This window comes from Streptomyces ipomoeae 91-03 (genome assembly GCF_000317595.1).
Taxonomy (GTDB): Bacteria; Actinomycetota; Actinomycetes; order Streptomycetales; family Streptomycetaceae; genus Streptomyces; species Streptomyces ipomoeae.
This window is the reverse complement of record NZ_AEJC01000490.1, coordinates 39,719-64,280: the sequence shown is the minus strand read 5'-3', so window position 1 is coordinate 64,280 and position 24,562 is coordinate 39,719. Positions and strand designations below refer to the sequence as shown.

Below are 24,562 nucleotides of genomic sequence, written 5' to 3'. Positions count from 1 at the left end.
GCCCCCACGCACCGGACCCCGTACCGTGGCCGCATGACGCTCTCTCCGGCCGATCTCGTCATCACCGGCTGCACCGCCCTCGTCCACGACGAGCACGAGGGCATCGACTTCGTCGAGGACGCGGCGATCGTCGTACGCGAAGGGCTGATCGAGAGCATCGGCCCGGCGGCGGAGACGGCCGTGGTCGCGACGGCGGAACGGATCGACGCGCGCGGACAGGTGGCCATGCCCGGCCTGATCAACTGCCATACGCACGCGCCGATGGTCGCGTTGCGCGGCATCGCCGAGGATCTGCCCGCCGAGGCGTGGTTCAACGACGTCATCTGGCCCGTCGAGTCCAATCTGACGGCGCGGGACGTGGAGTTGGGGGCGCGGCTGGCCTGCGCGGAGATGATCCGGGGCGGGGTGACGTGCTTCGCCGACCACTACTTCTCGATGGACACGGTCGCCGAGGTCGTCGCCGAGTGCGGTATGCGGGCGCATCTGGGGGAGGCGTTCTTCTCCTCGCTGGGCGCGGAAGGCCGGGAGAAGTCCCTGGAGTTCGCGCTACGACACCGGGGCGCGGCCGGTGGTCGTATCACCACCGCGCTCGCCCCGCACGCCCCCTACACGGTCGATGACGCCGACCTCGCCGCCACCGCCGAGCTCGCCCGGGAACACGGTCTCCCGGTGCATCTGCACGCCTCGGAGAGCCGCGACCAGACCGACAACAGCCTGGCCCGGCACGGTGTCACCCCCATCGAGGTGCTGGAGCGCACCGGGCTGCTCGGCGTCGACGCGGGCGTGCTCATCGCGCACGGCACCGGCATCGTCGAGCGGGACCTGCCGGTACTGGAGCGGGCGACGGGGCCGGTGGCCGTGGCGACCGCGCCCCGCGGCTACCTCAAGTTCGCCTGGCCCACCACCCCGGTGCGCGCACTGCGCGGTATCGGCATCCCCGTAGGATTCGCCACGGACGGGGCCGCCTCCAACAACTCGCTCGACGTGTGGGAGTCCATGGCCCTCACCGCGCTCGTGCAGAAGTCGACCGAGGGCGACCCGCGCTGGCTGACCTCCCGGCAGGCCCTGCACCACGCCACGCTGCAGAGCGCGCGTGCCGTCGGACTGGGGGAGCGCGTCGGCAGCCTCGCGCCCGGCCTGCGCGCCGACATCATCCTCGTGGACCTCACCGGGCCGCACACCCAGCCCGTGCACGACCTCGCCGCCACCCTCGTGCACAGCGCCCGCTCCGCCGACGTACGCACCACGATCGTCGACGGCCGGGTGCTCATGCGCGACCGCGAGCTGCTCACCCTGGACGTGGCCGCGACCGTGCGCGAGCTGGAGGAGCGGCTGGCCGCGCTCACCGACCGCAGCCATGGCGGGCGCATCCAGGACTACGACAAGCCACCGGAGTGACACCCGTCCTACGGCAAGCCACCGGAGTAACACGAATGGTCACCGGAACGTGTGATTTTCGAGAGGTATCTCACGGTCCGTCGTTGACCGAGTGTCAACTACGTCTCAGTCCCGTCACTTCGCGAGCCGTTAACCCTATGGTCGGCGTTTAACTCTACGAGTCGCGTGACCCCGCGAATCATGGGTTACGAGTACGGCGCTACATGAGTACGGCGCTACATGGAGGTGCAGGGTGAACGGGCGAATGGTGCTGGGGCGCTTTCCCGCCGGTGGGCCGCGCGGCTCGTGGCCGGCGGAGGAGTTCGCGCATGCGGCCCGTCTGGAGGGTCAGCAGGCCGAGGTCGTGATGGACATCGCGACGGACATGTTCCTGGTGATCGTGCGCGGCACGGACACGGCCGCGGCCACGCAGATCTGACGTCACGCCGCCGTCGGCTCCCGGCCTGGGCCTCACCCCGCCTTCGGCGCGGGGACCGTCGCTGCGGGTGCCTTTCCCGCAGGGGCCTGTCCCGTGGTCGCCTTTCCGTTCGGAGCCTTCGCCGTCGGAGCCTTCGTCGTCGGGACCTTCGCCGCGAACTGCTCCGCCTGCAGCGAGTACAGCTCCGCGTACACGCCCCCCGTGGCCAGCAGCTCCTCCGGGGTGCCGGACTCCACCAGGCGGCCCTGGTCGAGGACGTGCACCAGGTCGGCGTGACGGACCGAGGCCAGCCGGTGGGTGATCAGGACGACCGTCTGCCCGGTGCCCGCCAGCGCGCGGATCTTCTCGAAGACCTCCAGCTCGGCGCGGGCGTCCAGGGCCGCCGTCGGCTCGTCCACGATGAGGATGCGACCGCGCCGGTACGCGGCCCGCGCGATCCCGAGCCGCTGCCACTGCCCGCCCGACAGCTCGTGCCCGCCGCTGAAACCCCTGGCCAGGAGTGTGTCGAGGCCGCGGGGCAGGTCGTCCATCACGTCCTGCGCCCCCGCCTCGGCGACCGACGCGGCGATCCGCTCGTCGCTCAGCGGCGCCGAGGGGCGGCCGATGGCCATGTTGACGCGGGCGGTGAACGGCCACCGCTTGAAGTCCTGCGCGACCATCGCGATGCGCTCGGCCAGCTGCTGCCGGTCGGCGGTCGCCATGTCCACACCGTCCCACATGATCTTGCCCTGGTCGGGGGTGTACAGCCCGGCGAGCAGCTTGACCAGGGTTGTCTTGCCCGAGCCGTTCTCGCCGACGAGGGCCACGATCTTGCCCAGCGGAACGGTCAGCGTCACATCGTTCAGCGCGGGCCGGGTGGATTTCCCCGGGTAGGCGAAGGTCACGTTCTCCACCCGGATCTCGCGCGGATCCTCGGGCAGCGGTTCGCCGCCCACCGGGATCGCACGCTTGGCGGCCTCCACGTACAGGCGCTGCATGTCGCCCACGAAGAGGGCCTCCTCGTGGAGGGAGTTCACCTCCAGGACGAGCGTGTCGAGGCTGGCGGAGCCGGTGCGGATCGCGATGACCGCCGTACCGGCCACGGACAGCGCCATGGCGCCGCCGAGCAGCAGCCCGCCCAGCGTCGCGTACGTCGCCACGGTGGCGAGCCCGGTCCAGAGGGCCGCGTACAGCCCCGTACGGGCCGCGAGCCGGGCCAGACGGGCCTGCTCGGCCTCCGCCGTCTCCGACATGGAGCGGAAGTGGCGCAGCAGGAACGGCCCGACGCCGTGCACCCGGATCTCCGGCGCCGCCTCCGGCTCGATCAGCAGGGAGCTCAGCAGATATCCCGCGCGCGCGTGCTGCACCCAGGCGTGGAAGGACTCGTAGCGGCGGCGGGCGATCGTCAGGGCGCTCCAGGCGCTCGGCAGGGTCATCGTGACGAGCAGCGGGAGCAGCGCCGGGTGCAGCACGGTCAGCACGCCGGCCGCGGCGATCAGGGAGATCAGCGCGTTCACGACCCGCGCCGAGTAGGTGATCATGCGGCGGGCCGACTGGGCGCCGTACTTCGCGGTGTCCAGCAGCTTGTGGAAGCCGTCGTCCTCGATCGCCGACAGCTCCACGGCCGCCGCCCGCTCCAGATACAGCTCGGTCGCCACCCGCTCCACCTTGGGCTCCAGCCGGCCCGTGGCGTACGTCGACGCCGCCCGCAGCAGCGTGGCCACCAACGACACGGCGGCGATCGCGATCAGTGCGGGGGCGGCTCCCCGTAACCGCTCCTCGACCGTGCCCTCGGTCATCAGCCGGGCCAGCACCGCGTTCACCGCGAGCAGCCCCACCGCCTGGGCGAGGCCGCGCCCCGTCTCGGCGCCCAGCACGGTCCGGGCGGCCCATCGGTCCGCCTGCCACGCCAGCCGGAAGCTCGACGCGAGCAGTGACGGCAGCCGCCGCACCATCGCCCGGAAGTTCAGCTCCAGAAACGCGTCGGCATGCTGCGACCACCCGGTGTCGTACCGCAGCGGCCCTCCGAACAGCAGCACCTCCGACTCGGACGTCTCCGGCTTACCCCTCTCACGCGCCTTCGGCACCCGCGGCCTCCCGTTCCGTCAGAGACGGCCACTATCCCGGCCCCGCCCGCTCCCTACCAGGGCGCGCACCGCTCACACTGCCGCACACACGGAGCACGCGGGGCGCTCGGAGGTAAAGGGAGTGCGCCGCGATCTGACGGGGGAGGGGGTAGAGGACCGCGGCCCCTTCACCTTCCAGGACCGCAGGCCCCCTTCAAGAACCCGGCCCCTCGGCGGAACCTCACGCGCTCAGGGATCGCGACCACGCGGGCGTGGTCCCCGTCACTCGGCAGAGCGCCAGGTAAAGCGGTATCGGCGGCGTATAGGGAATGGTGCCCTCCGGCCGCAGGATCAGCCCGGGAACGGCCGAACCGTCGGAGACGAGCGCGCCGGTGGTGTAGCGGGCCGGCGCCGGCCACTCCAGCGCGTAGTCGGAGTCGGCGGGCACGATCCACCACCAGTGCGCCCGGTCGGCGTAGACACAGCCCACGCGGGGCAGCCGGGGCAGGACCAGCGGTCCGATACGGGCCGGGACCGCGACCGCGTCGCGGCCCATGGGGGCGGTCATGCCCTCGGGCAGAGGAATGGGACGGGGCGTCGCGGCGCGCCGTTGGGCGCGGTGCAGGCGCGTCAGGGTGTCGAGGCTCACCACGCGGGCCACTCTGCCCCCACGGGGAGCCTCGGTGGGTCCGTTCGACGCGCTCACACCCATTCGGCCCCCGTCCGACCCCGTTCGGGCGTCGGCCAACCCCCGGATTCCGTACGACAAGGGGATTCAGCGCGGTGAGAGGACTCGGCGCGGTGAGGCTCGGCCCGGCGAGAGGACTGGGTGCGACAAGAGGACTCTGCCTGCTCGCCCGTGTCCCCCCGGCCCTCCGTGGGCGGCTTCTTCGCACCCCAGCCCAGGTCGGAACGTGCGCCCGTGTCCGCGACCGCGGCGGCCGTGGTGGCCGTACCCGGGTCGGCACCGGAACGGAAGCCGCCGGCAGTGGTCATGCGTGGCAGATCCGCCCACACCAGGAGCCCCAGACCGGAGGGCTGCGCACCCCAGGAACGGCACAGGGACTCTATGAGGAGCAGCCCCCGCCCGTGTTCCTCCTCGGGCCGCTGGGGTGAGGGGTGTGGCTCGCCCGGAGCGCAGCCCTCGTCCCGTACGGCTATGCGGACCAGCTCGTCGCCGTCGTGCAGTTCGCAGACGATCTGGGTGCTCGCGGTGTGCACGATCGCGTTGGTCACCAGCTCGGAGACGACCAAGGCGGCCGTGTCGCAGGTGTCCTCGCAGTGGGCCCAGCCGGAGAGCCGGGTACGCGTCACGCGCCTGGCCTGTGCCACGGCACCCGGGTGCGCGGTCAGCTCGAATCGAAACCGGCGTTCGGCGGCTGTCTCGGGGCGCGCCCCGGCGGCCGGACCGAGACCGAAGCGGTCTCCGGCGGCGTCTGTTCCTAAGGGCGCAGGGGGCGGAATCACGTTTGCCACTATTGCCTCGCCGAGAACACTTGGCAAGTGTCACTCTGAAAATTGCAGAGTGCCGTGTGACTCTCTGAACGGGCATGGCACACTGCACGCAACAGCACGTTTAGCGGCGCCAGTTGGAAATCCCTCGCAGAACGTTCGTATGTACGCACAGTGTTCATCTGTATGCGTTGGATACACGCGAGTGGAGTTTCCAAAGGGCGCCGCCGGGCTGTCGGGACCGGATGTGTCGGGCTTGTGTCGGGGTGTGTCGGGCCTTCGGGTCCAGATGGAGGTGCGAGGTGAGCGAGCCGCGGTCCGCGCCGACGGTCGGCCAGGTCGTGCTCGGGCGTCGCCTGCTGGACCTGCGCGAGAGCGCGGGCATCCGACGTGAGGAGGCCGCGCGCATCCTGCACGTCGCCCCCGCCACGGTCCGCCGCATGGAGACCGCCGAGGTCGCCCTCAAGATCCCGTACCTCCAGCTTCTGCTGAAGGCCTACGGCGTGAGCGACGAGGAGGCCGCGACCTTCGTCCGGCTCGCCGAGGAGGCCAACAAACCCGGCTGGTGGCAGCGCTACCACGACATCCTGCCGGGCTGGTTCTCCATGTACGTCAGCCTGGAGGGCGCGGCCAGCCTGATCCGCGGCTACGACCCGCACTTCGTCCCCGGGCTGCTGCAGACCGAGGACTACACACGTGGCGTCATGGTCTCGGGCGCCATCGGCACGACCAGACCCGACGACATCGAGCGCCATGTGGCCCTGCGCATGCAACGCCAGGAACTGCTCACCCGTAAGGACGCGCCCCGGCTGTGGTTCGTGATGGACGAGACGGTCCTGCGCCGCCCCGTCGCCGGACCGCGCGTCATGCGCGACCAGATCGACAGACTGCTGGAGGCCACGGAGCTGTCCCATGTGACGCTGCAGCTCACCACGTTCGACACAGGACCGCATCCCGGCACGTACGGGCCGTTCGTCCTGTTCCGATTCGCCATGCCGGAGCTTCCGGACATGGTCTACAGCGAGTACCTGACCGGCGCCGTCTACCTGGACGACCGCTCAGAGGTGGCGACCCACCTCGAGGTCATGGACCGCATGGCGGCGCAGGCCGCCACGGCACAACGCACGAAGGAGATCCTCAGGGATCTCCGCAAGGAGCTCTGAAGACCGAATGGACCGCATCAACATCAAGCCGCAGCCGCACGCGCAGGCGCAGCACGCTCATGTTCACCTACGTGCCTACAACGGCATGCCCGCCCGCGAGCTGGGCAGCGAAGGCTGGCACAAGCCCTGGAGCGGCGGCAACGGAGGCAACTGCCTGGAGGCCATGAAGCTCGCCGACGGCCGGATCGCCGTACGGCAGTCCACCGACCCCGACGGACCGGCGCTGATCTACACGCCCGACGAGATGAACGCCTTCATCCAGGGCGCGAAGGCGGGTGCGGCCGACTTCCTGCTGTCCTGAGCGCTGAGCCCTGAGCCCTGAAGCTTGTTGCGCACCCCCTGTTGTTCAGTCAATCCTCCTTAACTGGCACTGAGTTGATCACCTACTGCTGCGAAACCTTATGGAGTTCGTCATGAACGGGCGTCCCCCCGTCGAGATCGACACGAGCAGACCCCATCCGGCCCGGATGTACGACTGGTACCTCGGCGGCAAGGACAACTACCCCGTGGACGAGGCGATGGGCAGGCAGATGCTGGCCCTCGACCCCCGGGTGCCGGTGATGGCACGCGTCAACCGTGCCTTCATGCACCGGTCCACGCGGTGGCTGGCCGAGCAGGGCGTACGCCAGTTCCTGGACATCGGCACCGGTATCCCGACCGAGCCGAACCTCCACCGGATCGCGCAGCAGGTCGCGCCCGAGGCGAGCGTCGTCTACTGCGACAACGATCCCATTGTGCTCGCCCACGCGGCGGCCCTGCTGCGCGGTACGCCCGAGGGGCGCACCGAGTATCTGCAGGCCGACGTGCGCGACCCGCACGCCGTGCTCGAGGGCGCCAAGAGCGTGCTGGACTTCGGCCGGCCCGTCGCGCTCTCCCTCATCGCGCTGCTGCACTTCGTCTCCGACGAGGACGGCGCGCACGCCCTCGTCGACCGGCTGATGTCCGAACTGCCCTCCGGCAGCTACCTGGTCGTCAGCCACGCCACCGCCGACTTCACCCCGGAGGAGTCGGCCGCGGCGACGGAGAAGCTCAAGGCCGCGGGCGTCACCCTGGCCCTGCGCTCCCGCGACGAGTTCGCCCGCTTCTTCGACGGCCTCGAACTGGTCGACCCCGGCATCGAGGTCCCCCACAAGTGGCACCCCGAACTGGGCGACCCGATCCCCGGCCAGGACGACGGAGTCATCCCGGGCTACGGGGCGGTGGCCCGCAAGCCGTAGGAAACGGCAGCCGTGGGAAACGGCAGCCGTGGGAAACAACGGCTGGCTGTCGAAACGGTCGGCTGTCGCGGGGATTCCCGGTGTCGAGCGGAGGCTTCGGCACCGGGAATCTTCGACACCGGGAATCGTCGCCCCGGGCGCCGGCTGCGGCATGTGGGTCGGCGTTCGTGGGGGGGGGCGTCGGCTGCGGCACGTGGGCCGGTGTTCGTGGTGTCCGGTACCGGCCGCGGGGCTCGGCGCCGGGAACCGCGTGTCGGCCTACAGGTACGACCACATGCGGCGCGGGGCGTCGACGAAGCGGCTCACCGCGACCACCGGGAGCGGGGGCTTCTCGGTCGCGCGGTCCGGCTCCAGGCTCAGCCCGTAGTAGATCTGCTCGATCGAGGGCGGCCCGACCGACAGGTTGCGCCAGACCGCCGCCGACGAGTCCGCCTGCCCGGTGCGCACGAGGTACGACGCCGCCATCGTCCCCGTACGACCGACACCGGCACCGCAGTGCACGAACACCGGTCCGGAGCTTCGGGCGACGGTGTCGAGCAGCCGCTGCACCTGCTCCGGGGTCGGGGTCTGCCCGTCGCGCATCGGCACCCGTACGACGTCCAGGCCCGCCTCGCGGGGCTCGGCCAGCTGCGCGGCGTTCAGGTCCTCGGCGCGCAGATCGACGACCGTGGTGAAGCCGAGGTCGGCGAGCTCCCGGTAGCCGGCCGGTGAGGGCGCCGCCCCACGCCACAGTTTGCCGTCCGTGCCGACGGGCTGGAAGTTGTGGATGCCCCGCACCGTGCGGGCCCCCTCGGGGGCCGGGTTCGCCTCGCGCGCCACGTACGACAGAGCCAGGACGCCGACCGTGCCCGTCGCCCACAGGGCGAAACCGCTGAGCAGGACTCCGACGGCGATACGCGCGATCCGGCGGCGGAGCCTGCCGGCGCGACCGGAGTCGGTGGGGAGCGGACCTGGCTGCGTGGGGGAAGGCACGAGGGTGACAGACATGGGCGACCCGGAGGTTGGGGACGGGGGCGTGGAAGACCCAGTGACGGAGGGCCCGAGATCCAGCGACGGAGGGCCCCGGACCCGGTGGCGAAGGCCCGAGCCCCTGCGACAGAGGATCTGAGGCCCTGCGGGAGAGGGCCTGCTCGGAATCGTAACCCGACCCGATGGGTGATCTGTCCGATTGTGTGAGAACTCACTACGTTATTACCGTTTTGTCGATTGCGGGTCGCTGCCGGTCGCTGCCGGTCGCTGCCTGCAGGCTGTCGCGTCTCCCGGCGGCTCACTCCTCGTCCGCGTCGTCGATGCCCACCACCGTGAGGTGGGCGCGATCGACGTCGGCGTCCTCCAGGCAGCCCCGCAGCCGTAGCCGGTCGTGGTCGGTGAGGGCGGGGCGGAGGACCCCGGCGAACAGACCGTCCCCGAGGTCGCCGAGTGTGGTCTGCCGCAGCGGTACGGACGTCGAGTTCCGGCAGCGCTCCCAGGCCTGGCGTGCGGCCATGGTCTGCCGCTCCTTGGTCGAGGCCACGCCCCGCATGTCGACGCGGACCAGTACGGAGGTCGCCTCGGCCTCGTTCGCCTCCACTTTCCTGGTCTGGGTCAGTTCGGCGAGCCCGACGACGAGCGAGGCCAGCAGGGCGGCGCCGACGACGCCCACGGTGACCAGCCGGGCCGTCCGACGCCGACCGCCGCCGACGGGCGGCCGTACGTCCTCCAGATCGGTGTCCGGGGCCGACTCGGGCGCGGTGAGGACGGCCAACCGGCCGGCCAGACGTCGCTCGGCCGTGGGCCGGGCCGCGGCCGACGCGATCCGCTGCACCAGCCAGGCGATCCCGGACAGCGCCACCCCGGCGACCATCAGCACGGGCACGAAGACATACGTACGGCTCGCCGGGTCCTCCAGCCAGCGGAAGCGGTCGCCCCGTTCCCGCGCCTGCGTCTGCCCCAGTCGGGCGAGCACGTCCTGCTGCCGGCGGTCGTTCTCCCGGATCCGCTCCTCGATCCGCGAGAGACGCCCCAGCAGCACGATCCCGAGCAGCAGCACCCCGACGATCAGCAGCAGCACTCCGCAGAGGATCGCCCGCTGCCATTGCCACCGGTAGAGGTAGATGACGAAGTAGACGCCCGCGCCGAACGCCGCCGCGCCCCCGAAGAGGTAAGCGAGCCGCCTCATGGTGATCCCTCCGACCGTACGTCGCCGGAGGTGCCGTCCACCGTCAGTCGGGTGCCCGGCGGGAAACGGCGTACCGCGTCGGTGGCGCCGACCACCGTGGGCACCCCGAACTCCCGGGCCAGGACGGCGAGATGGGACAACGGGCTGCCGGTCTGCGCGACCAGCCCGGAGAGGCGGGGCAGGAGCGGGGCGAGCGCCGGATCGAGGGTGCGTACGACGAGCACGGCGTCCGGGGGCCGCGGCCCGACGCCGTCCCAGGCGGTGCCGACGGCCCGCCCGCCGGACACGCCCCGGGCGCCGTCGCCGGAACGCCGGGCGGTGCGCTCGGCGACGACCACACCGCCGCCCGCGAGCCGGAACGCGTCCGGGAGCGGCGCGGAGGCGGACCGGGGCAGCCGTTCGTCGAGGTCACGGGGGAGCGGCCCGCTCTCCAACGCGACCACGAACTCCTTCCACCGCAACAGCCCCGTCTGCCGGTCCTCCCGCAGCGCTCCCCGTACGACCAGCCGCCGGGCCCCCTCCCGTACCAGCCGCACCTGCAACTCCTGCACCCACCGAACGCGCAGCCGCAGGGCTTCGCGGGGTGGGAGGGCGGCTGGGGGAGGGATGGGGCCGGGGACGGGTGCGGGTGCGTGAGGGCCGGGCTCTTGGGCGGGGGGTCGCTTGGCGGCGGTGGCGGTGGCGATAGCGGTCGCGGTGGCCGTCGCGGAGGTGGCGGCCGGAGAGGTGGGGGCGTCGGTCGCTGTGGGGGATGCGGTGTGTTCGGCGCCGGGGGATGCGGTGCGCTCGACACCGGATGCCGCTGCGGCGTGGTCGTGTCGGACCGCCCCGTTGGGCCGGGGCAGCCGCAGGGTGGCCCACAGGCTCGGTGCCGTCAGCGCGAGTACCACCGGCTCGGCGGCGATCAGCCGGTGGTCCGGCAGGTGCTGGGCGCCCGTCTCCGCGAGCGTGGCGAGGGCGGTGCTCGCGGCCGTGACATGGGGTTCCGGGAGGAAGGCGCCCGCGAGGGCCTCCTGGGCGTGCAGTGAGACGAGGACGGCGCGGGTCCAGCGGAGGGTCGAGATCAGCTCGGCGGTCGGCAGTTCGCCGGGCGGCGGGGTCTCGGTGAGCCGCCGGTCGACGTCCGCCACCAGGTCCGTCGCCAGGTCGGGCAACGTCGACGCCAGCCGCCCCACCCGCCAGGAGGCACCGAGTCGCCGGGCACCCGGCGCCGGGTTGAGCAACGCCAGCCGGCGGTGCCTCGGCGGGACGGTGCCCATCAGCCGCAGGTCCGCCGCGGCCCGCCCGCCGACCGTCGTGACGACCGGCACCGTCCGCAACAGCCGCCGGGGCGCACTGCCGCCGATGTCGAGCGCCACGGCCAGCCCCCGTGCCATCGGCGCCACCCACAGATCCTCCTCCAGCGGCTCCAACTGCCCCGGCAGCGTCTCCACCACCGGCCCAGGACCGAGCAACCGCGCCCCGCGCCCCGGCCGGGCCGCCATCGCCGTGATCGGACGGCTCTGGAACAGCCACAACCGCCCGTCCTCGTCGAAACCGAACTCGATGTCCTGCGGCCCACCGAACACACGAGCGGCACGACGCGCGAGCCGCGCGAGCCGACGCAACTCGGAGGCCGTGAGCAAGGGGCTGGAGCCGGCAGGCTGTCGTTCGCTCCCCACAGGCTGCGGGCCGAGCGGCTCCGCCGGTTCGCCCGACTCGGCCGGTTCGGTCCGCAGCAACCGTCCCCATCCGCTCAACACGTGACTCGTACCGGGCTGTTCGCCGCTGACCAGCGAGTCGGGCCCGCCCCGCACCGCGCTGACCAGCATCCGGTCGGTCCGGCCCGCCACGGGGTCCGCTCCGAACAGCACGCCTCCGACCCGGGCCCTCAGCATCGGCTGGACGAGCACCGCCATGGGCGCGGCGACCCCGTCGACCCGCCCCGCCGATTCCCGCACGGTGTGCACCGCCGCGCGGAACTCCTCCCACCCCCGCACTTCGAGCACCGAGTCGAACCGGCCCGCCAGAGAGGACTCCCGCGTGTCCTCCTGCGGCGAGGAGGACCGTACGACGAGGGGGCGCGAACCGTGCCCGGACAGCTCCCGCCAGGCGCGCTGCACGGCGGACGCGGCGGTGTGCGAACCGTGGGGGAGCACGAAGCCGGGCAGTACCGGCAGCCCGGCGCGAGCCGCCCGCGCGAGATGGGCCGCCTTGGAACCGGTGAGCAGGGGGAGCGAGGCCGTCGCCTGGGTCAGGGAGACGACGTGAGGATCGGGTGTGCCGCCGCCCCGGGGCAGTCCCCCGTCGTGCGCACCTTCTCGGTGTTCTCCGTGACGTTCGTCGAGCGTCGTCATCGAGCACCCTCCAGGACCTGCCGCCAACAGGGGGGACGCGCGGGAGGGCCCTACGCCTGACGACGGAACGAAGGATGGGGGCGGATCACCGTCCAAATTGTGTGGATCCGTGATCGGCGGTGTGTGTGCATCTGCGGCTGGCGGGCGGCGACACGCCTCCTGCGCCAATGGTCCCACTCCGGTTGATTTCCTGTCGACTGGGGTTTATGTACCCGCAACCTGGCAGTCACCGTCAACCTGCAGCCCGGACCGCCCCGCCACTCGCCGTCCCTGTCGTTTCACCCCGGCCCTGTCCTTCACTCCGGCTCCGTCGTTCACCCCTGCCCTGTCCTTCACCCCGGTGGCAGCACCCCGCACAGCGCCTCCACCGCCGCGCCGTACGCGTGCTCCGGAGGTGTCGCGTATCCCACGACGAGCCCGTCCGGTACGTCGGTGTCCGTCGCCTCCGGGTGCCGGAACTCGGCCAGCCCGTCGAGCGCGATGCCCTGCCGGGTTGCCGCCCGCACCGTGGACCGTTCGGCCCCGGCCGGCAGCCGCAGCACCGCGTGCAGCCCGGCCGCGATCCCGGTGACCTCGATATGCGGCGCGTGTGCGGCGAGGGCGGCCACCAGCCGGTCGCGCCGCGCACGGTAGCGCTGCCGCATACGCCGCACATGACGGTCGTACGCCCCGGAAACGAGGAAGTCCGCGAGCGCCAGTTGGTCCAGGACGCTCGCCCATGCCTCCCGCTCGCCCTTCGCCTCCAGCACGGCGTCGACGTACCGCTCCGGAAGGACCATCCACCCCAGCCGCAGCGCGGGCGACAGACTCTTGCTGACCGAGCCGATGTGCACGACCCGCTCGGGATCCAGTCCCTGCACGGCCCCGACGGGCTTGCGGTCGTACCGGAACTCCCCGTCGTAGTCGTCCTCCAGAATCACTCCTCCACGCGCGCGTGCCCAGTCGACCACGGCTGCCCGCCGCGACGGATGCAAGGGCCCACCCGTGGGGAACTGATGCGCGGGCGTCAGCAGTACCACCCTCTCCCGCCCCAGCCCGTCCACCCGCGCGCCGTCCTCGTCCAGCGGCAGTGGAACGGTCCGTACGGACGCGGCGCTCAGCAGTTCACGATGAAATCCCAGACCGTACGACTCCACGGCCAGCGGCCCCCGCAGCACCCGACCGTGGAAGAGCAGCCGCAGGGCATGCGCGAAGCCGGAACAGACCACGATCCGCGAGGGCTCGGTCCGCACTCCACGCGCGCGTGCCAGGTACTCGGTGAGCGCCTCGCGCAGCTCGCTCCGACCCGCAGGATCCCCCGGCCCGAAGACCTCGTTCGGCGCCTGCGTCAGCGCCCTGCGGTACGACGCCGCCCAGGCCGCGCGCGGGAACGCCGACGCGTCCGGAGTGCCCTGCCGCAGATCGTGCCGCGGCCCACGCGCGCGTGACGGCGCCTTCTTCGGTACGTGCGCGGGGGCGCCCAGTGGTTCCGCCCGCTCGGCGACCCGCGTCCCCGAGCCCTGCCGTGCTGTCAGCCACCCCTCGGCCACCAGCTCCGCGTACGCGTCGGCGACCGTGTTGCGGGCGACACCGAGATCCGCGGCCAGTGAGCGATACGGAGGCAACCGCGTCCCCGGCGCCAACCGTCCCCCACGCACCGCTTCCCGCAACGCCCGAATCAACGCGGCCCGTCGCCCACCGGCCCCCATCAGCTCCAGATGCAGATCAGCGCCAATCCGCTCCGCCGAATCGACCCAGGAATCCACCATGAGAACGCACCCTAGGACAGGCCGCACCCCATCCTCCCCACACCGCCGCCCTCTCGATCACGATGTGCCCGGCGGCAGCGGCAGCGGCAGCGGCAGTGGCTGTGGCTGTGGCTGTGGTTGTGGTTGTGGGCGGTTACGGCGTCATGGGCCGGTCGTAGGGCCCGATCGGGGACGGCAGGCGTTCCGTGCCGGTCAGGCGGTGGTTGACGGCGGCGGCGACGGCCCGGCCCTCGGCGATGGCCCAGACGATGAGGGACTGCCCGCGGGCGGCGTCCCCCGCGGCGTAGACGCCGGGGACGTTCGTCCCGAAGTCCGGCCCCCGGGCGATGGTCCCGCGCGGATCGAGGGCCAGCCCGAGCTGCTCGACGAGCCCGTCGTCGCGGTCGGGTCCGGAGAACCCGAGGGCGAGGAGCACGAGGTCGGCGGGGAGCGTCCGACCGGTACCGGGCCGGGGCCGACGCCGCTCGTCCACCTCGACCAGATGCAACGCCCGCACATGCCCGTCGGCGTCCCCCGTGAACCGGAGCGTCGACGCCGCGAACAACCGCGCGTCCGCGTCCGCGGCCGGCGCCGTCTCCAGGTCGCGCGCCTCCTCGTGCGCCGCAGAGAGCCGGTAGACCTTCGGATACGTCGGCCAGGGTTCGACCTCCTCGTCCCGTTCCGCCCCCGGCAGCGGATAGATGTCCAACTGCGTCACAGACGCGGCGCCTTCCCGTACCGCCGTCCCCAGACAGTCCGCCCCCGTGTCACCACCCCCGACGATCACCACATGCTTCCCGGCCGCCGACAGCGGCGAGACCTCCAGATCCCCCTCGCACACTCGGTCGGCCAGTGGCAGATACTCCATCGCCTGATGGACGCCGGCCAACTCCCGCCCCGGCACATCCAGCTCCCGCCAGGCCGTAGCCCCTGTCGCGACCACCACGGCGTCGTACCGCGCCCGCAACTCCGCCGCCCCGATGTCCGTCCCCACAGCCGTCGACGTACGGAACTTCGTGCCCTCCGCCCGCATCTGCTCCAGCCGCCGGTCCAGATGCCGCTTCTCCATCTTGAACGCGGGTATCCCGTACCGCAGCAATCCCCCGATCCGATCGGCCCGTTCATACACCGCGACCGTGTGCCCGGCCCGGGTCAACTGCTGCGCCGCCGCCAGCCCGGTCGGCCCGGAGCCGATGACCGCGACCGTCTTCCCGGTCAGCCGCTCGGGCGGGCGCGGTGGTGTGAAACCGTCCTCCCAGGCCCGGTCCGCGATGGCCACCTCGACGTTCTTGATGGTCACCGCCGGCTGGTTGATCGCCAGCACACACCCCGCCTCACAGGGCGCCGGACACAACCGCCCCGTGAACTCGGGGAAGTTGTTCGTGGCGTGCAGCCGGTCGCTCGCCGCCCGCCAGTCCTCCCGCGACACCAGATCGTTCCACTCGGGTATCAGGTTCCCGAGTGGACAGGCGTCGTGACAGAACGGGATGCCGCAGTCCATGCAACGGTCGGCCTGTTTGCTGATGATCGGCAGCAGCGCCCCCGGAACGTAGACCTCGTTCCAGTCCCGTACCCGTTCCCGCACGGGTCGGCGGGGCCACTCCTCGCGTGGGGTGGTCAGGAAACCCTTGGGATCGGCCATGGCCGTCTCCCTCACGTATCGCGTGCGGGTACGGCGCGGCCGTACCGGCGGACTCGGATCTGCGCCATGCCGACGCCTTCGGGCGGCGCTCTCTTCCCGCCACGATACGACGCCCCCGCCGGGCCCGCCTCAGGCGAGCGCCAGCAGATACGACAGCGCCGCCGCGGCCGAGGCCACCATCCGTATGTGGTTCCACGCCGTCCACTGGCTCACATAGGTCCGCCAGTACGTCGCGGCCTCCGGGGTGCCCGCGTCCAGCTCGGCGAGCGCGTCGTTGCGCGGCACGTTCGCCACCATTGTGACCCCGAAACAGCCGAACAGATACAGCGCGCTGCCCAGCAGCAACTCCACCGTGCCCTCGTCCGGCCACAGCACGAACGTGACGACGGCGAGCACGGCGCACAGCACCGCCGTACCGACGAACACCAGCATGAACGCCGGAGTCAGGGCACTCACATTGATCGCCTGCATCGCGGCGACCCCCTGCGCCGGCGGCAACGAGGCGAGCGCCCTCATCACGAACGTCGAGAACCCGCAGAACACTCCCGCCACGATCCCGGTCCCGAGCAACCCCAGTACCGTCAGTACGAAGTACGGCCCGTCGATCATGTCCGCTCCCACCTGATATCCCCCGATTTCCAAGACCCTGCCCAGCACCTGCCATCACCAAAAGTGAACATGTCCACGACCACAGTCACCATGGCCGAGGCGGCGCGCTCCCGTACGCGAGCGCCCAGGGACGATCCGCCCCATCCGTCCGCCGCCTCCGCGCGGGGCCCGTCGGTCACGTGACCCGCGGTTCCACCAATGCCACGACCCGATCGGCCGTGACATCGAACCCGAGCACGGGACGACTGCCGCCTCCGCCCTCGCTGTCCATCAGCACCGGCTTCCCCAGACGCCGCCCGATCGCCGCCAGAAACCCGCAGAGCACATCGAGCCGCTCCTGCCCCTGGAGTTGCCGGAGATCAACATCGAAGTCGATCTCCTCCGCCGCATAGAACCGGAAGATCGCCAACACATCGGGAGCCGGCCAGACCTCCAGATGAGGCTGCTCGGCATCGGCCGGGCGGGACAGCACAACCTCCGCCCGGGGAAGCGGCAACACGGTCTCGCCTTCGGAATACCGGAACGCCCAGCCCCGCTCCCCGATGAGGTCAAGGACCGCCTGCCAGTCCTCCACCGCGGTGCCGGGGACGAACACGTCCGGCAGCGATCCCATCTCGACCGGGTCGAAGAACCACTTCACGTCATCCCACAGTAGATCGGCCATGACGCCACCCTGTCCGCCTCGCCACCCCCCACCAACCGGTTTTCCCGACCCTGCCTGCCGCCGCTCACCCCGCCGCCCGCCACTCCCGCAGCGTCGCCTCCACCACCCCCGCGATCCGGCGCCGGGCCTCGTGGCGTGGTACGCCGTTCATGAGGAACCGGTCGTACGGCGTGTTCAGGTGCCGTATGGACGCGATGACCGCCGAGGTCACCGCCACCTCCGTGAGGGCGCGTCCGGCCGCGCTCCGGCCGACTCGGCCGCTGCCGCGTACCGAGGCGTGCACGGCGATGTCGTGGGCCCGCTCGGCGGGACACGCGGGGAACAGCCGCCGTATCTCCGCCGCGAACGCGTTCGTGAAGCGCACGTCCTCCGCGGCCCGCCGCCGTGCGTCCCGCGCCCGGCGGCGTCGGCGCGCCTCCGCGTCCGCCAGGCACCGCTCCTCGGCCCGGGCGAGGGCCGCCTCCTCGACCAGGACGCCCTGCCGCTCGTACCGGCTCTTGCGCCGGTTGAACCGCACGACCACCGCCGACAGCGAACTCTCCTCCCTGGCCCGGCGGGTGAGCGCGGTGTCGCCCCGTGGCAGGAACACCAGATGCCCGAGGTCCGCGCAGTCGAGGCAGCGCGGTGCGCCCTTCTCCAGCACCAGCAGGGCCACCGGCCCGCTCCGGCATTCGGCGCAGTGCTTCTTCCTACGGGCCTGCACGACGACAAGTCCGGTGCGGGGCGGGGGAGTAGCGAGCGCTGCCATACGCGGTTCATTCCCCCTGGTGGCCGCAGGGTCACGCGGCCGTCGCGCCGGTCTCCCGAGTGGCTCGGGCACGGTGCGCCGCGCGCGGCATCATGGACCGTGTGCGATTCGAAGCGATCACCTGGGAACGGCTCGGCGACCTCCTCGCCGACCGCCTCCTCGACCTGAAGCCGGCCGACGGCGGCCCCTGGCCGCGCATCGCCTTCGACGGCGCCCCGGCCGCACGCCCCGGGGACCTCGCCGCGCGGGTGTCCGAGGCGCTGCGCATACGCGGCCGGTCCTCCCTCGTCGTGGGCACCGAGGGCTTCCTCCGACCGGCGTCGCTCCGGTTCGAGTACGGCCACGAGGACGTGGAGGCGTACTACAACGGCTGGTTCGACACCGCCGCCCTCTGGCGCGAGGTCTTCGGCCCGCTCGAACCCGACGGCACCGGCCGAGTCCTCCCCGACCTCTGGGACCCCGCCACCGACCGCGCGACCCGCAGCCCCTACGTTCAGCTCCAGCCCGGTGCACTCCTGTTGATGCACGGCCCCCTCCTCCTGAAGAACTGGTTCCCTTTCGATCTGACCGTCCACGTCCTTCTCTCCCCGGGCGCCCTGCGCCGCCGCACCCCGGAGAGTGAGCACTGGACCCTTCCCGTCTTCGAGCGCTACGCCGCCGAGACCGACCCGGCCGCCACCGCCGACGTCCTGATACGCGCCGACGACCCACGCCATCCGGCATGGCGCGGCTGACGGGGATGCTGACTCCCCGCCATGTCCCCTTGTGCCGCGGCACCTTGAAACGGCCCTGTTCCTCCGGGTGCGCTTCCCTCTCGGCGAGGCAAGAATGAAGGGTGCCGGGACTAGCGGTGCGTCCTGCGCCGCGCCGGCCGTCCGGCACCGGGAGGTACCACATGACCACTGCCGGAGACATCATGCACCGCGGCGCCCAGTGGATCCCCGCCCACGAGACTCTGGACCGGGCCGCCCAGCTGATGCGCCAACTGAACGTCGGAGCGCTCCCCATCAGCGACGAGAACGAAAGGCTCTGCGGCATCCTCACCGACCGCGACATCGTCGTCGGCTGTGTCGCCATGGGGCACGACCCGTCCAAGGTCACGGCGGGCGACCTGGCCAAGGGCACGCCGCGCTGGATCGACGCGAACGCCGACATCAGCGAGGTGCTCCAGGAGATGAAGGGGCACCAGATCCGCCGGCTTCCGGTCATCGAGAACAAGCGTCTCGTCGGCATGATCAGCGAGGCCGACCTGGCCCGTAATCTGCCGGAGGACCAGATCGCCGACTGGGCCGAGAGCGTCTACGCGAAGAGCGCGACGCACTGACCCGGTCGTACCTCCGCTTCCGCCGGCCCGGGGGTCACAGCCAGCCGTTGCGCTTGAAGCCCCGGTAGAGGGTGACGCAGGCGATGGCTATGACTCCCAGGACCAGGGGGTAGCCGAACTTCCAGTGCAGCTCGGGCATGTGCTCGAAGTTCATGCCATAGACCCCGCACACCATGGTCGGCACGGCGATGAGCGCCGCCCACGCCGTGATCCTCCGCATGTCCTCGTTCTGGGCGACGCTGACCTGTGCGAGATGCGCCTGCAGGATCGAGTTCAGCAGTTCGTCGAACGCGGCTATCTGCTCGGTGGCCCGCATCAGATGGTCGGAGACGTCCCGGAAGTAGGCCTGTATCTCGGGATCGATCACCCGGATAGGCCGTGAGGTCAGCTCCAGGAGCGGGCGGGCGAGCGGGGCCACCGCCCGCTTCAGTTCGAGCAGTTCACGCTTGAGCTGGTAGATGCGCCCCGGGTCGACGCGCGCGCCGTTCGAGGCGAACACATCCGTCTCCACTTGGTCGATGTCCGCCTGCACCGAGTCCGTGACCGACAGATAGTCGTCCACCACATGGTCGGCGATCGCGTGCAGCACCGCGGCCGGGCCCTTGGCGAGCTGCTCCGGGTTCGCCTCCAGCTCCTCACGCAGCGGGCCGAGCGAACCGTGCCGTCCGTGGCGGACCGTGATCACGAAGTCGGAGCCGACGAAGACCATGATCTCGCCGGTGTTCACCACCTCGCTGGTCGCGGTCAGCTCCGCGTGCTCGACGTAGCAGACCGTCTTGAACACCGCGAACAGTGTGTCGCCGTACCGCTCCAGCTTCGGGCGCTGATGGGCTTCGACCGCGTCCTCGACCGCCAGCGGGTGCAGATCGAAGAGTTCGGCGATACCGGCGAACTCCCGCTCCGTCGGCTCGTGGAGCCCGAGCCAGACGAAGCCGTGGTCGGTCCCGCGGACCTGCCTGACCGCCTCGATGACATCGCGCCCCCCGGGGAAGCGGACGCCCTTCTGATACGTCACGCAGTTCACCACCGAGGTGCCCAGCGGGGAGCGGGCCGGATGGCTGAGGTCGACGCGGGCGCGACGCCGTGCCAGCCGTGCCACCTTGCGGAGGCTGCCGACCTTGTCGAGGCCGGTGACCTTCCGCAGATTCCCTGCCATGGACATCTGGATCTCCTTGCGTGGATCTCCTCGCACCGCATTCCGTGCCTTGTCGCGCCAGTTTGCCAGGACTGAACGAGTGGCGGGTAAGGCTGTGGGAACGGAACCATCCGCTTCCCTTCCGGAGCTTCCAGCCGCCGCCGGAGCGGACCTGGTGGACTGCGGGAGCGTCGCCACAAGCGGCAAGTCGGTTAAATGGGATGATCGCGTCATGATGCGAAACGACGGGTATCTCCTCGACCACCGGCAGGCCGACACGGGGCAGCACTCCGACGCCTTCGCCGCGCTCTTCGACCCTACGACGTTCCGGCACATGGAGGGCTTCGGTCTGGGGTCCGGCTGGCGCTGCTGGGAGGTCGGCGCGGGAGGCGCCTCCGTCGTCTCCTGGCTGGCCAAGAAGGTCGGACCGACCGGCAAGGTCATCGCGACCGGCACCGACCTCTCCTGGGCCGTCCCCTCGGTGGTCCGCCCACCGGTCGGCGTCCTCGTCCACCGCGTGGGCGTCGACCAGCCGCCGGGGGAGGGCTTCGACCTGGTCCACGCCCGGCTGGCCCTGGTCCACGCGCCGGACCACGAGCGGGCGCTACTGTCGATGATCAAGGCCCTGCGTCCCGGTGGGCGGCTCCTGGTCGAGGACGCCGACCTCGCCCTCCAGCCCCTGGCCTGCCTGGAGGAAGCCGACCCCGAGCACCAACTCGCCAACCGGCTCCGCCAGGCCGCCCGTGCGCTGCTCTCCGCACGCGGCGTCGACCCGGCGCACGGCCGCAGGCTCCCGCGTCTGCTTCGCGCGGCCGGCCTGCGCGGCGTGCAGGCCGACGCCTACTTCCCCGTCGCCGCACCCGCCTGCGCCGCCCTGGAGACCTCGACGATCCAGCAGCTCCGCGCCGACCTCGTCACGGCGAACCTCGCCACGGACGCGGAGATCGACCGCCATCTGGCCAACGTGGCCGCCGGCACGATGGACATCGCCGCCGCCCCGCTGATCTCCGCTTGGGGGCGGAAGCCATGACGGAAGACATAGCGGATGGGGGCGGTGGAGCTTCGAGGCCGCCTTCGCCCCTTCACGGCCGACGCTCCGGGGCCCCGCCGGCTCGCACTGCCCACCGGCCTGATCCGCCTCCGGGGGGCAGGCCGCCGCAGCGCGGTTGCGCACAGTCGCTCATCGATCAGAGTCGGCCCGTGAGGCCGGCCGGCCCAAGGCGTCAGTCCTTTGTCGGCGGTCTCCCGCCCACCTTCTCCACCGCCAGCGCCCCCGCCCTGCACCCCTCGACCGCCGCGTCCTCGGCCGTCGCGCCGGTGAGCAGGGCGGCCAGGAACGCCCCGGTGAAGGCGTCGCCCGCGCCGGTGGTGTCGTGGGCCGCGGCGGGCGCCGCCGGAACCCGGGAGCCCACACTGCCACCGCGGGCGACCAGGGCACCGTCAGCCCCCTGCTTGACCACGACCAGCGGAACAAGGCGGCTCAGCCTGGCCGCGGCGTCGGCCGGGTCCGGCAGCCCGGTCAGCAGACACGCCTCGTCCCGGCTCGGCAGCAACACATCGACCCCTTCGGCGAGTTCGAGGAAACGGTCCACGCCCAGCTCCCTCAGGAACCCCGCCGACGCCGGATCCACGCTCACCGGCACCCCACGCGCGCGTGCCGACTCCAAAACCATCGCGACCAACGCCCGGCTCGGCTCGGAGAAGAACAGATAGCCCGACAGATGCAGCCGTGCGACCCCGTCGAGCAGGGACGACGACCAGTCGTCCGGGTCCAGCCGCAGCGAGGCACCGCTGTCCGTGAGGAACGTGCGCTCGGCCGCGTCGTCCGTGTCCACCAGACAGATCACCGTCCCCGTCGCCGCCTCCGGATCGACGACCAGGTGGGGCCGTACCCCGGAAGCCCGCAGCTCCCGCTCGTGCCACGCGACCGCGTCCACGCCCACCCGCCCGAGCAGCCGCACGTCCGCGCAGCCCCAATGAGCCGCCCAACACGCCACGTTGGCACCGGCCCCGCCCGGCAGCGTCCGGATCGCGGCGGCCGTGTCGGTACCGGACGCGAGCGGTCCCCGGTGCCGGGCGACGACATCCGTGACGACATCACCCACGACAAGCAGAGCTCCACCCACCTCGGCGCCGGCCCCGGTCTTGGGACCACCGGCACCGCCCGATGCCGCGTCAGCCCCGCTCGCCTCACCGCCGGGCCCACGCGCACCACCGTCGGCCCCGCTCACGCCCCGCCGCGTCACCTCACGCCCCGGCCCAGGCCGCCGCGATCCGGGACGCGAGCCGTACGTTGCCCCGCACCGCCGCCAGGTTGGCGCGCAGGGAGGCGCCGTCGGTGTGCCGTACCAGATAGCTCAGCAGGAACGGGGTGACCGCCTGGCCCGTCACCCCCTCCGCCTCGCACGCCTGCAGTGCCTCGGCGAGCACGCGCGCGTGGAGCTCGGGATCGAGCTGCTCGTCCTCGGGCACCGGGTTGGCGACGATCAGCGCCGACTCCGGGCCACCGAGCGCGTCCTGGGCGCGCATGACCTCCGCGACCTCGCCCGGCGACCGGAGCGTCCACTCCACGGGGTAGCCCGAGTCGGAGAGATAGAAGCCGGGGAAGCGCTCCGTGTCGTACCCGGCGACGGCGACACCCAGTGTCTCCAGGCGCTGCAGCGTCGCCGGAACATCCAGGATCGACTTCACGCCCGCGCACACCACCGTGATCCGGGCGCGCGCCAGCAGCCCCAGGTCGGCGGACTCGTCCTGGGTCACCGTCCACTCCCGGTGCACGCCGCCGAGCCCGCCCGTCGCGAACACCCGTACGCCTGCCAGGGATGCCAGCAGGGCGGTCGCCGACACGGTGGTCGCGCCGCTCACTCCCGAGGCCACCGCGAGCGGCAGATCCCGGTGGCCGAGCTTGCGGATGCCGTCCTCGTTCGCGACCCGCTCCAGTTGCTCCTTGTCGAGGCCGATGTGAGGCCGCCCGTCGAGCACGGCGATCGTCGCCGGCACGGCACCCTCCTGCCGTACGACGCCCTCCAGCTCCAGCGCCACCTGCAGATTGCGCGGGCGGGGCAGCCCGTGCGCGATGATCGTGGACTCCAGCGCCACCACGGGTCGACGCGCGTCAACCGCTTCCCGCACCTCTTCCGACACCACCAGCACGCGCTTGCCTCCTGTCTGTCGTTCTTCCTCATCTCTGGCGGACGGCGCGCCCGGCCAAACCCTTGCGAGCTGTGGTTCCGGACACCAGCCTGGGTGCATGACGGACAACACGGCACGTCTCGACCACGTCGTCCTCTGGGTGCGGGAGCCGGTCGCCGCGGCCGACTTCTATGAGAAGGCCGTCGGCCTGGAACCCGTGAGGATCACCGAATACGCCGCAGGACAGGTGCCCTTCCCCTCCGTACGCCTCAACGACGAGACCATCCTCGACCTCATGCCGCTCACCATGGCCGAGCGCATGAAGATGGTGCCCGGCGCCGCCGACAGCGCGGGCCATCCGGTCAACCACGTCTGCATCGCCCTGCCCACCGACGCCTTCGACGAACTGAGGGCCCGTCTGGAGGAACGGGCGGTCCCCGTCTCGGACTTCTCGTACGACTCCTTCGGTGCCCGCGGAATGGCCCGGCGCAGCTTCTACTTCAAGGATCCGGACGGCAACGTGTTCGAGGCGCGGCACTACGAGTAGCGCGGCGATCCATGCTCGGTGAGAGGCCTTCACCAGCGGCTGTGCCCACGGCGGAAGCCGCTCCCGTCAGCGGCTTTCGGCCACCCTTCCGGTGTCGTTTCGGCCGCTGGGCGACCACATGGTGGGACGGTGACCGTCCCAGTGCCTCACCGCACAGATCGCCTACAGATGTCTCAGAACAACGGCTCCGGAAGCACTCCTTCCAGTGCCAGCAGCTTCCGCTTGGTCTCCAAGCCGCCACCGAAGCCCCCGATGCCGCCGTCGCTCTCGACGACCCGATGGCACGGCACGACCACCGGCAGCGGATTCGACCCCATCGCGATGCCGACCGCCTGGGCCGCGCCCGGCTGCCCCACCCGCCGGGCCAGGTCCCCGTAGCCCACGACCGAGCCGTACGACACACCGGACGCCAGCTCGCGCAGTACCTGGCGGTTGAACCCGGTGATCAGCGACCAGTCCAGCGGCAGGTCGAAGTCATGCCGCTCACCGGCGAAGTACGCCTCGAACTGACGTATGGCCTCGGCCAGGGCGGGGGCGTCGGGGGCCTCGACGGGCACGGTGCCCAGGCGGGACGCGAGCCGGTCCAGCGCCTTGTCGCGCACCTCGTCCGTGGCGTGGAACACGACGTTCACCAGGCCGTCGTCCGTGGCGGCCAGCAGCAGTGGACCGATGTCGGTGCCGACGACGGCCCACACGACCTGCTGCTCGTTCCCATGGCTGTTCATGCGACCACCGTACGGCCTGTCACTGACAACGCCCGTGGTGTGCGCTCCGCCCCGGAACGCACACCACGGAAGAAGGGGCGTGCCAGGGTCGAGGCGAGACTCCCCCGGCCCTGAACGGCTCC

General features: G+C 71.6%; 24 protein-coding genes. 9 read left to right on the top strand and 15 right to left on the bottom strand.

Annotation, left to right across the window (positions count from 1 at the left end):
* The first annotated feature begins 33 nt into the window (after window positions 1–33).
* Entirely contained in the window at window positions 34–1,398 is a 1,365-nt protein-coding gene (locus tag STRIP9103_RS32130) for an amidohydrolase (RefSeq protein WP_009327402.1), read from the top strand.
* A 232-nt stretch (window positions 1,399–1,630) separates the two neighbouring features.
* The gene (locus tag STRIP9103_RS32125; protein WP_048821365.1) at window positions 1,631–1,816 is read left to right on the top strand and encodes a hypothetical protein; all 186 of its coding nucleotides are present in this window, start codon (window positions 1,631–1,633) and stop codon (window positions 1,814–1,816) included.
* 32 nt (window positions 1,817–1,848) lie between these two features.
* Here STRIP9103_RS32125 and STRIP9103_RS32120 read toward each other — a convergent pair whose 3' ends face one another.
* From STRIP9103_RS32120 to STRIP9103_RS47335, 3 genes are all read right to left on the bottom strand, one after another.
* Window positions 1,849–3,882: an ABC transporter ATP-binding protein gene (locus tag STRIP9103_RS32120; RefSeq protein WP_009327378.1), complete on the bottom strand. Its 2,034-nt coding sequence runs from the start codon at window positions 3,880–3,882 to the stop codon at window positions 1,849–1,851.
* A gap of 220 nt (window positions 3,883–4,102) precedes the next feature.
* Entirely contained in the window at window positions 4,103–4,573 is a 471-nt protein-coding gene (locus STRIP9103_RS32115) for a hypothetical protein (RefSeq protein ID WP_048821364.1), read from the bottom strand.
* The gene (locus tag STRIP9103_RS47335; RefSeq protein ID WP_009327407.1) at window positions 4,564–5,328 is read right to left on the bottom strand and encodes an ATP-binding protein; all 765 of its coding nucleotides are present in this window, start codon (window positions 5,326–5,328) and stop codon (window positions 4,564–4,566) included. The genes STRIP9103_RS32115 and STRIP9103_RS47335 overlap by 10 nt, the downstream gene beginning before the upstream one ends.
* 287 nt (window positions 5,329–5,615) lie before the next feature.
* Between STRIP9103_RS47335 and STRIP9103_RS32105 the strand changes: the two genes are divergently transcribed.
* The 3 genes from STRIP9103_RS32105 to STRIP9103_RS32095 all read left to right on the top strand — a co-directional run bounded on the left by STRIP9103_RS32105 (window position 5,616) and on the right by STRIP9103_RS32095 (window position 7,693).
* On the top strand, window positions 5,616–6,476 hold the full coding sequence (locus STRIP9103_RS32105) for a helix-turn-helix domain-containing protein (RefSeq protein WP_009327358.1): 861 nt from the start codon (window positions 5,616–5,618) through the stop codon (window positions 6,474–6,476).
* Window positions 6,477–6,483: 7 nt separating this feature from the next.
* On the top strand, window positions 6,484–6,777 hold the full coding sequence (locus tag STRIP9103_RS32100; RefSeq protein ID WP_009327368.1) for a DUF397 domain-containing protein: 294 nt from the start codon (window positions 6,484–6,486) through the stop codon (window positions 6,775–6,777).
* Between the two features lie 100 nt (window positions 6,778–6,877).
* Complete coding sequence (locus tag STRIP9103_RS32095) at window positions 6,878–7,693, top strand: SAM-dependent methyltransferase (RefSeq protein ID WP_048821363.1); 816 nt, start codon at window positions 6,878–6,880, stop codon at window positions 7,691–7,693.
* 258 nt (window positions 7,694–7,951) lie between these two features.
* Here STRIP9103_RS32095 and STRIP9103_RS32090 read toward each other — a convergent pair whose 3' ends face one another.
* The 8 genes from STRIP9103_RS32090 to STRIP9103_RS32055 all read right to left on the bottom strand — a co-directional run bounded on the left by STRIP9103_RS32090 (window position 7,952) and on the right by STRIP9103_RS32055 (window position 17,577).
* Window positions 7,952–8,680, bottom strand: coding sequence for a protein-tyrosine phosphatase family protein (locus tag STRIP9103_RS32090; RefSeq protein WP_048821362.1), 729 nt, complete (start codon window positions 8,678–8,680; stop codon window positions 7,952–7,954).
* A gap of 280 nt (window positions 8,681–8,960) precedes the next feature.
* Window positions 8,961–9,851 (bottom strand): hypothetical protein, encoded by an 891-nt coding sequence (locus STRIP9103_RS32085; RefSeq protein WP_009327403.1) that lies wholly within the window; start codon window positions 9,849–9,851, stop codon window positions 8,961–8,963.
* Window positions 9,848–12,187, bottom strand: a complete 2,340-nt coding sequence (locus tag STRIP9103_RS32080) for a PEP/pyruvate-binding domain-containing protein (protein ID WP_009327398.1) — start codon at window positions 12,185–12,187, stop codon at window positions 9,848–9,850. The genes STRIP9103_RS32085 and STRIP9103_RS32080 overlap by 4 nt, the downstream gene beginning before the upstream one ends.
* Window positions 12,188–12,519: 332 nt before the next feature.
* Window positions 12,520–13,935, bottom strand: coding sequence for a MocR-like pyridoxine biosynthesis transcription factor PdxR (pdxR, locus tag STRIP9103_RS32075; protein ID WP_009327412.1), 1,416 nt, complete (start codon window positions 13,933–13,935; stop codon window positions 12,520–12,522).
* Between the two features lie 133 nt (window positions 13,936–14,068).
* On the bottom strand, window positions 14,069–15,556 hold the full coding sequence (locus tag STRIP9103_RS32070; RefSeq protein ID WP_009327364.1) for a glutamate synthase subunit beta: 1,488 nt from the start codon (window positions 15,554–15,556) through the stop codon (window positions 14,069–14,071).
* Window positions 15,557–15,685: 129 nt separating this feature from the next.
* A complete protein-coding gene (locus tag STRIP9103_RS32065; RefSeq protein ID WP_009327369.1) occupies window positions 15,686–16,165 on the bottom strand; it encodes an anthrone oxygenase family protein in 480 nt (159 codons plus the stop codon).
* Window positions 16,166–16,340: 175 nt separating this feature from the next.
* Window positions 16,341–16,829 (bottom strand): hypothetical protein, encoded by a 489-nt coding sequence (locus STRIP9103_RS32060; RefSeq protein WP_009327379.1) that lies wholly within the window; start codon window positions 16,827–16,829, stop codon window positions 16,341–16,343.
* A 64-nt stretch (window positions 16,830–16,893) separates the two neighbouring features.
* The gene (locus tag STRIP9103_RS32055; RefSeq protein ID WP_078614122.1) at window positions 16,894–17,577 is read right to left on the bottom strand and encodes a DUF2293 domain-containing protein; all 684 of its coding nucleotides are present in this window, start codon (window positions 17,575–17,577) and stop codon (window positions 16,894–16,896) included.
* Between the two features lie 92 nt (window positions 17,578–17,669).
* On the opposite strand from STRIP9103_RS32055, the gene STRIP9103_RS32050 reads away from it, so the two are divergent.
* Window positions 17,670–18,311 carry a nucleoside/nucleotide kinase family protein gene (locus STRIP9103_RS32050; RefSeq protein WP_181800521.1) on the top strand — a complete coding sequence of 214 codons (642 nt, stop codon included), beginning with the start codon at window positions 17,670–17,672 and terminating at the stop codon, window positions 18,309–18,311.
* A gap of 161 nt (window positions 18,312–18,472) precedes the next feature.
* Window positions 18,473–18,901 carry a CBS domain-containing protein gene (locus STRIP9103_RS32045; RefSeq protein ID WP_009327422.1) on the top strand — a complete coding sequence of 143 codons (429 nt, stop codon included), beginning with the start codon at window positions 18,473–18,475 and terminating at the stop codon, window positions 18,899–18,901.
* A gap of 34 nt (window positions 18,902–18,935) precedes the next feature.
* Here STRIP9103_RS32045 and STRIP9103_RS32040 read toward each other — a convergent pair whose 3' ends face one another.
* Window positions 18,936–20,063 (bottom strand): magnesium and cobalt transport protein CorA, encoded by a 1,128-nt coding sequence (locus tag STRIP9103_RS32040; RefSeq protein ID WP_048821360.1) that lies wholly within the window; start codon window positions 20,061–20,063, stop codon window positions 18,936–18,938.
* A 205-nt stretch (window positions 20,064–20,268) separates the two neighbouring features.
* Between STRIP9103_RS32040 and STRIP9103_RS32035 the strand changes: the two genes are divergently transcribed.
* A complete protein-coding gene (locus STRIP9103_RS32035; RefSeq protein ID WP_048821359.1) occupies window positions 20,269–21,066 on the top strand; it encodes a methyltransferase domain-containing protein in 798 nt (265 codons plus the stop codon).
* A 193-nt stretch (window positions 21,067–21,259) separates the two neighbouring features.
* On the opposite strand, the gene STRIP9103_RS32030 is transcribed toward STRIP9103_RS32035, so the two are convergent.
* Both STRIP9103_RS32030 and STRIP9103_RS32025 read right to left on the bottom strand, forming a co-directional pair.
* A complete protein-coding gene (locus STRIP9103_RS32030; RefSeq protein WP_048821367.1) occupies window positions 21,260–22,162 on the bottom strand; it encodes a carbohydrate kinase family protein in 903 nt (300 codons plus the stop codon).
* A gap of 121 nt (window positions 22,163–22,283) precedes the next feature.
* Window positions 22,284–23,189, bottom strand: a complete 906-nt coding sequence (locus tag STRIP9103_RS32025; RefSeq protein WP_009327359.1) for a pseudouridine-5'-phosphate glycosidase — start codon at window positions 23,187–23,189, stop codon at window positions 22,284–22,286.
* Window positions 23,190–23,286: 97 nt separating this feature from the next.
* Between STRIP9103_RS32025 and STRIP9103_RS32020 the strand changes: the two genes are divergently transcribed.
* The gene (locus STRIP9103_RS32020) at window positions 23,287–23,715 is read left to right on the top strand and encodes a VOC family protein (protein WP_009327360.1); all 429 of its coding nucleotides are present in this window, start codon (window positions 23,287–23,289) and stop codon (window positions 23,713–23,715) included.
* Between the two features lie 173 nt (window positions 23,716–23,888).
* On the opposite strand, the gene STRIP9103_RS32015 is transcribed toward STRIP9103_RS32020, so the two are convergent.
* On the bottom strand, window positions 23,889–24,440 hold the full coding sequence (locus tag STRIP9103_RS32015) for a methylated-DNA--[protein]-cysteine S-methyltransferase (RefSeq protein ID WP_009327375.1): 552 nt from the start codon (window positions 24,438–24,440) through the stop codon (window positions 23,889–23,891).
* Between the last annotated feature and the right edge of the window lie 122 nt (window positions 24,441–24,562).

Bases quoted from the DNA above. Each gene is read 5' to 3' on its own strand.
- STRIP9103_RS32080 (WP_009327398.1), bottom strand. From the start codon at position 12,187: ATGACGACGCTCGACGAACGTCACGGAGAACACCGAGAAGGTGCGCAC.
- STRIP9103_RS32070 (WP_009327364.1), bottom strand. From the start codon at position 15,556: ATGGCCGATCCCAAGGGTTTCCTGACCACCCCACGCGAGGAGTGGCCC.
- STRIP9103_RS32055 (WP_078614122.1), bottom strand. From the start codon at position 17,577: ATGGCAGCGCTCGCTACTCCCCCGCCCCGCACCGGACTTGTCGTCGTG.
- STRIP9103_RS32090 (WP_048821362.1), bottom strand. From the start codon at position 8,680: ATGTCTGTCACCCTCGTGCCTTCCCCCACGCAGCCAGGTCCGCTCCCC.
- STRIP9103_RS32035 (WP_048821359.1), top strand. From the start codon at position 20,269: ATGATGCGAAACGACGGGTATCTCCTCGACCACCGGCAGGCCGACACG.
- STRIP9103_RS32015 (WP_009327375.1), bottom strand. From the start codon at position 24,440: ATGAACAGCCATGGGAACGAGCAGCAGGTCGTGTGGGCCGTCGTCGGC.
- STRIP9103_RS32060 (WP_009327379.1), bottom strand. From the start codon at position 16,829: ATGGCCGATCTACTGTGGGATGACGTGAAGTGGTTCTTCGACCCGGTC.
- STRIP9103_RS32040 (WP_048821360.1), bottom strand. From the start codon at position 20,063: ATGTCCATGGCAGGGAATCTGCGGAAGGTCACCGGCCTCGACAAGGTC.
- STRIP9103_RS32050 (WP_181800521.1), top strand. From the start codon at position 17,670: ATGGACCGTGTGCGATTCGAAGCGATCACCTGGGAACGGCTCGGCGAC.
- STRIP9103_RS32085 (WP_009327403.1), bottom strand. From the start codon at position 9,851: ATGAGGCGGCTCGCTTACCTCTTCGGGGGCGCGGCGGCGTTCGGCGCG.
- STRIP9103_RS32130 (WP_009327402.1), top strand. From the start codon at position 34: ATGACGCTCTCTCCGGCCGATCTCGTCATCACCGGCTGCACCGCCCTC.
- STRIP9103_RS32020 (WP_009327360.1), top strand. From the start codon at position 23,287: ATGACGGACAACACGGCACGTCTCGACCACGTCGTCCTCTGGGTGCGG.
- STRIP9103_RS32095 (WP_048821363.1), top strand. From the start codon at position 6,878: ATGGAGTTCGTCATGAACGGGCGTCCCCCCGTCGAGATCGACACGAGC.
- STRIP9103_RS32100 (WP_009327368.1), top strand. From the start codon at position 6,484: ATGGACCGCATCAACATCAAGCCGCAGCCGCACGCGCAGGCGCAGCAC.
- STRIP9103_RS32115 (WP_048821364.1), bottom strand. From the start codon at position 4,573: ATGGGTGTGAGCGCGTCGAACGGACCCACCGAGGCTCCCCGTGGGGGC.
- pdxR (WP_009327412.1), bottom strand. From the start codon at position 13,935: ATGGTGGATTCCTGGGTCGATTCGGCGGAGCGGATTGGCGCTGATCTG.
- STRIP9103_RS32045 (WP_009327422.1), top strand. From the start codon at position 18,473: ATGACCACTGCCGGAGACATCATGCACCGCGGCGCCCAGTGGATCCCC.
- STRIP9103_RS32065 (WP_009327369.1), bottom strand. From the start codon at position 16,165: ATGATCGACGGGCCGTACTTCGTACTGACGGTACTGGGGTTGCTCGGG.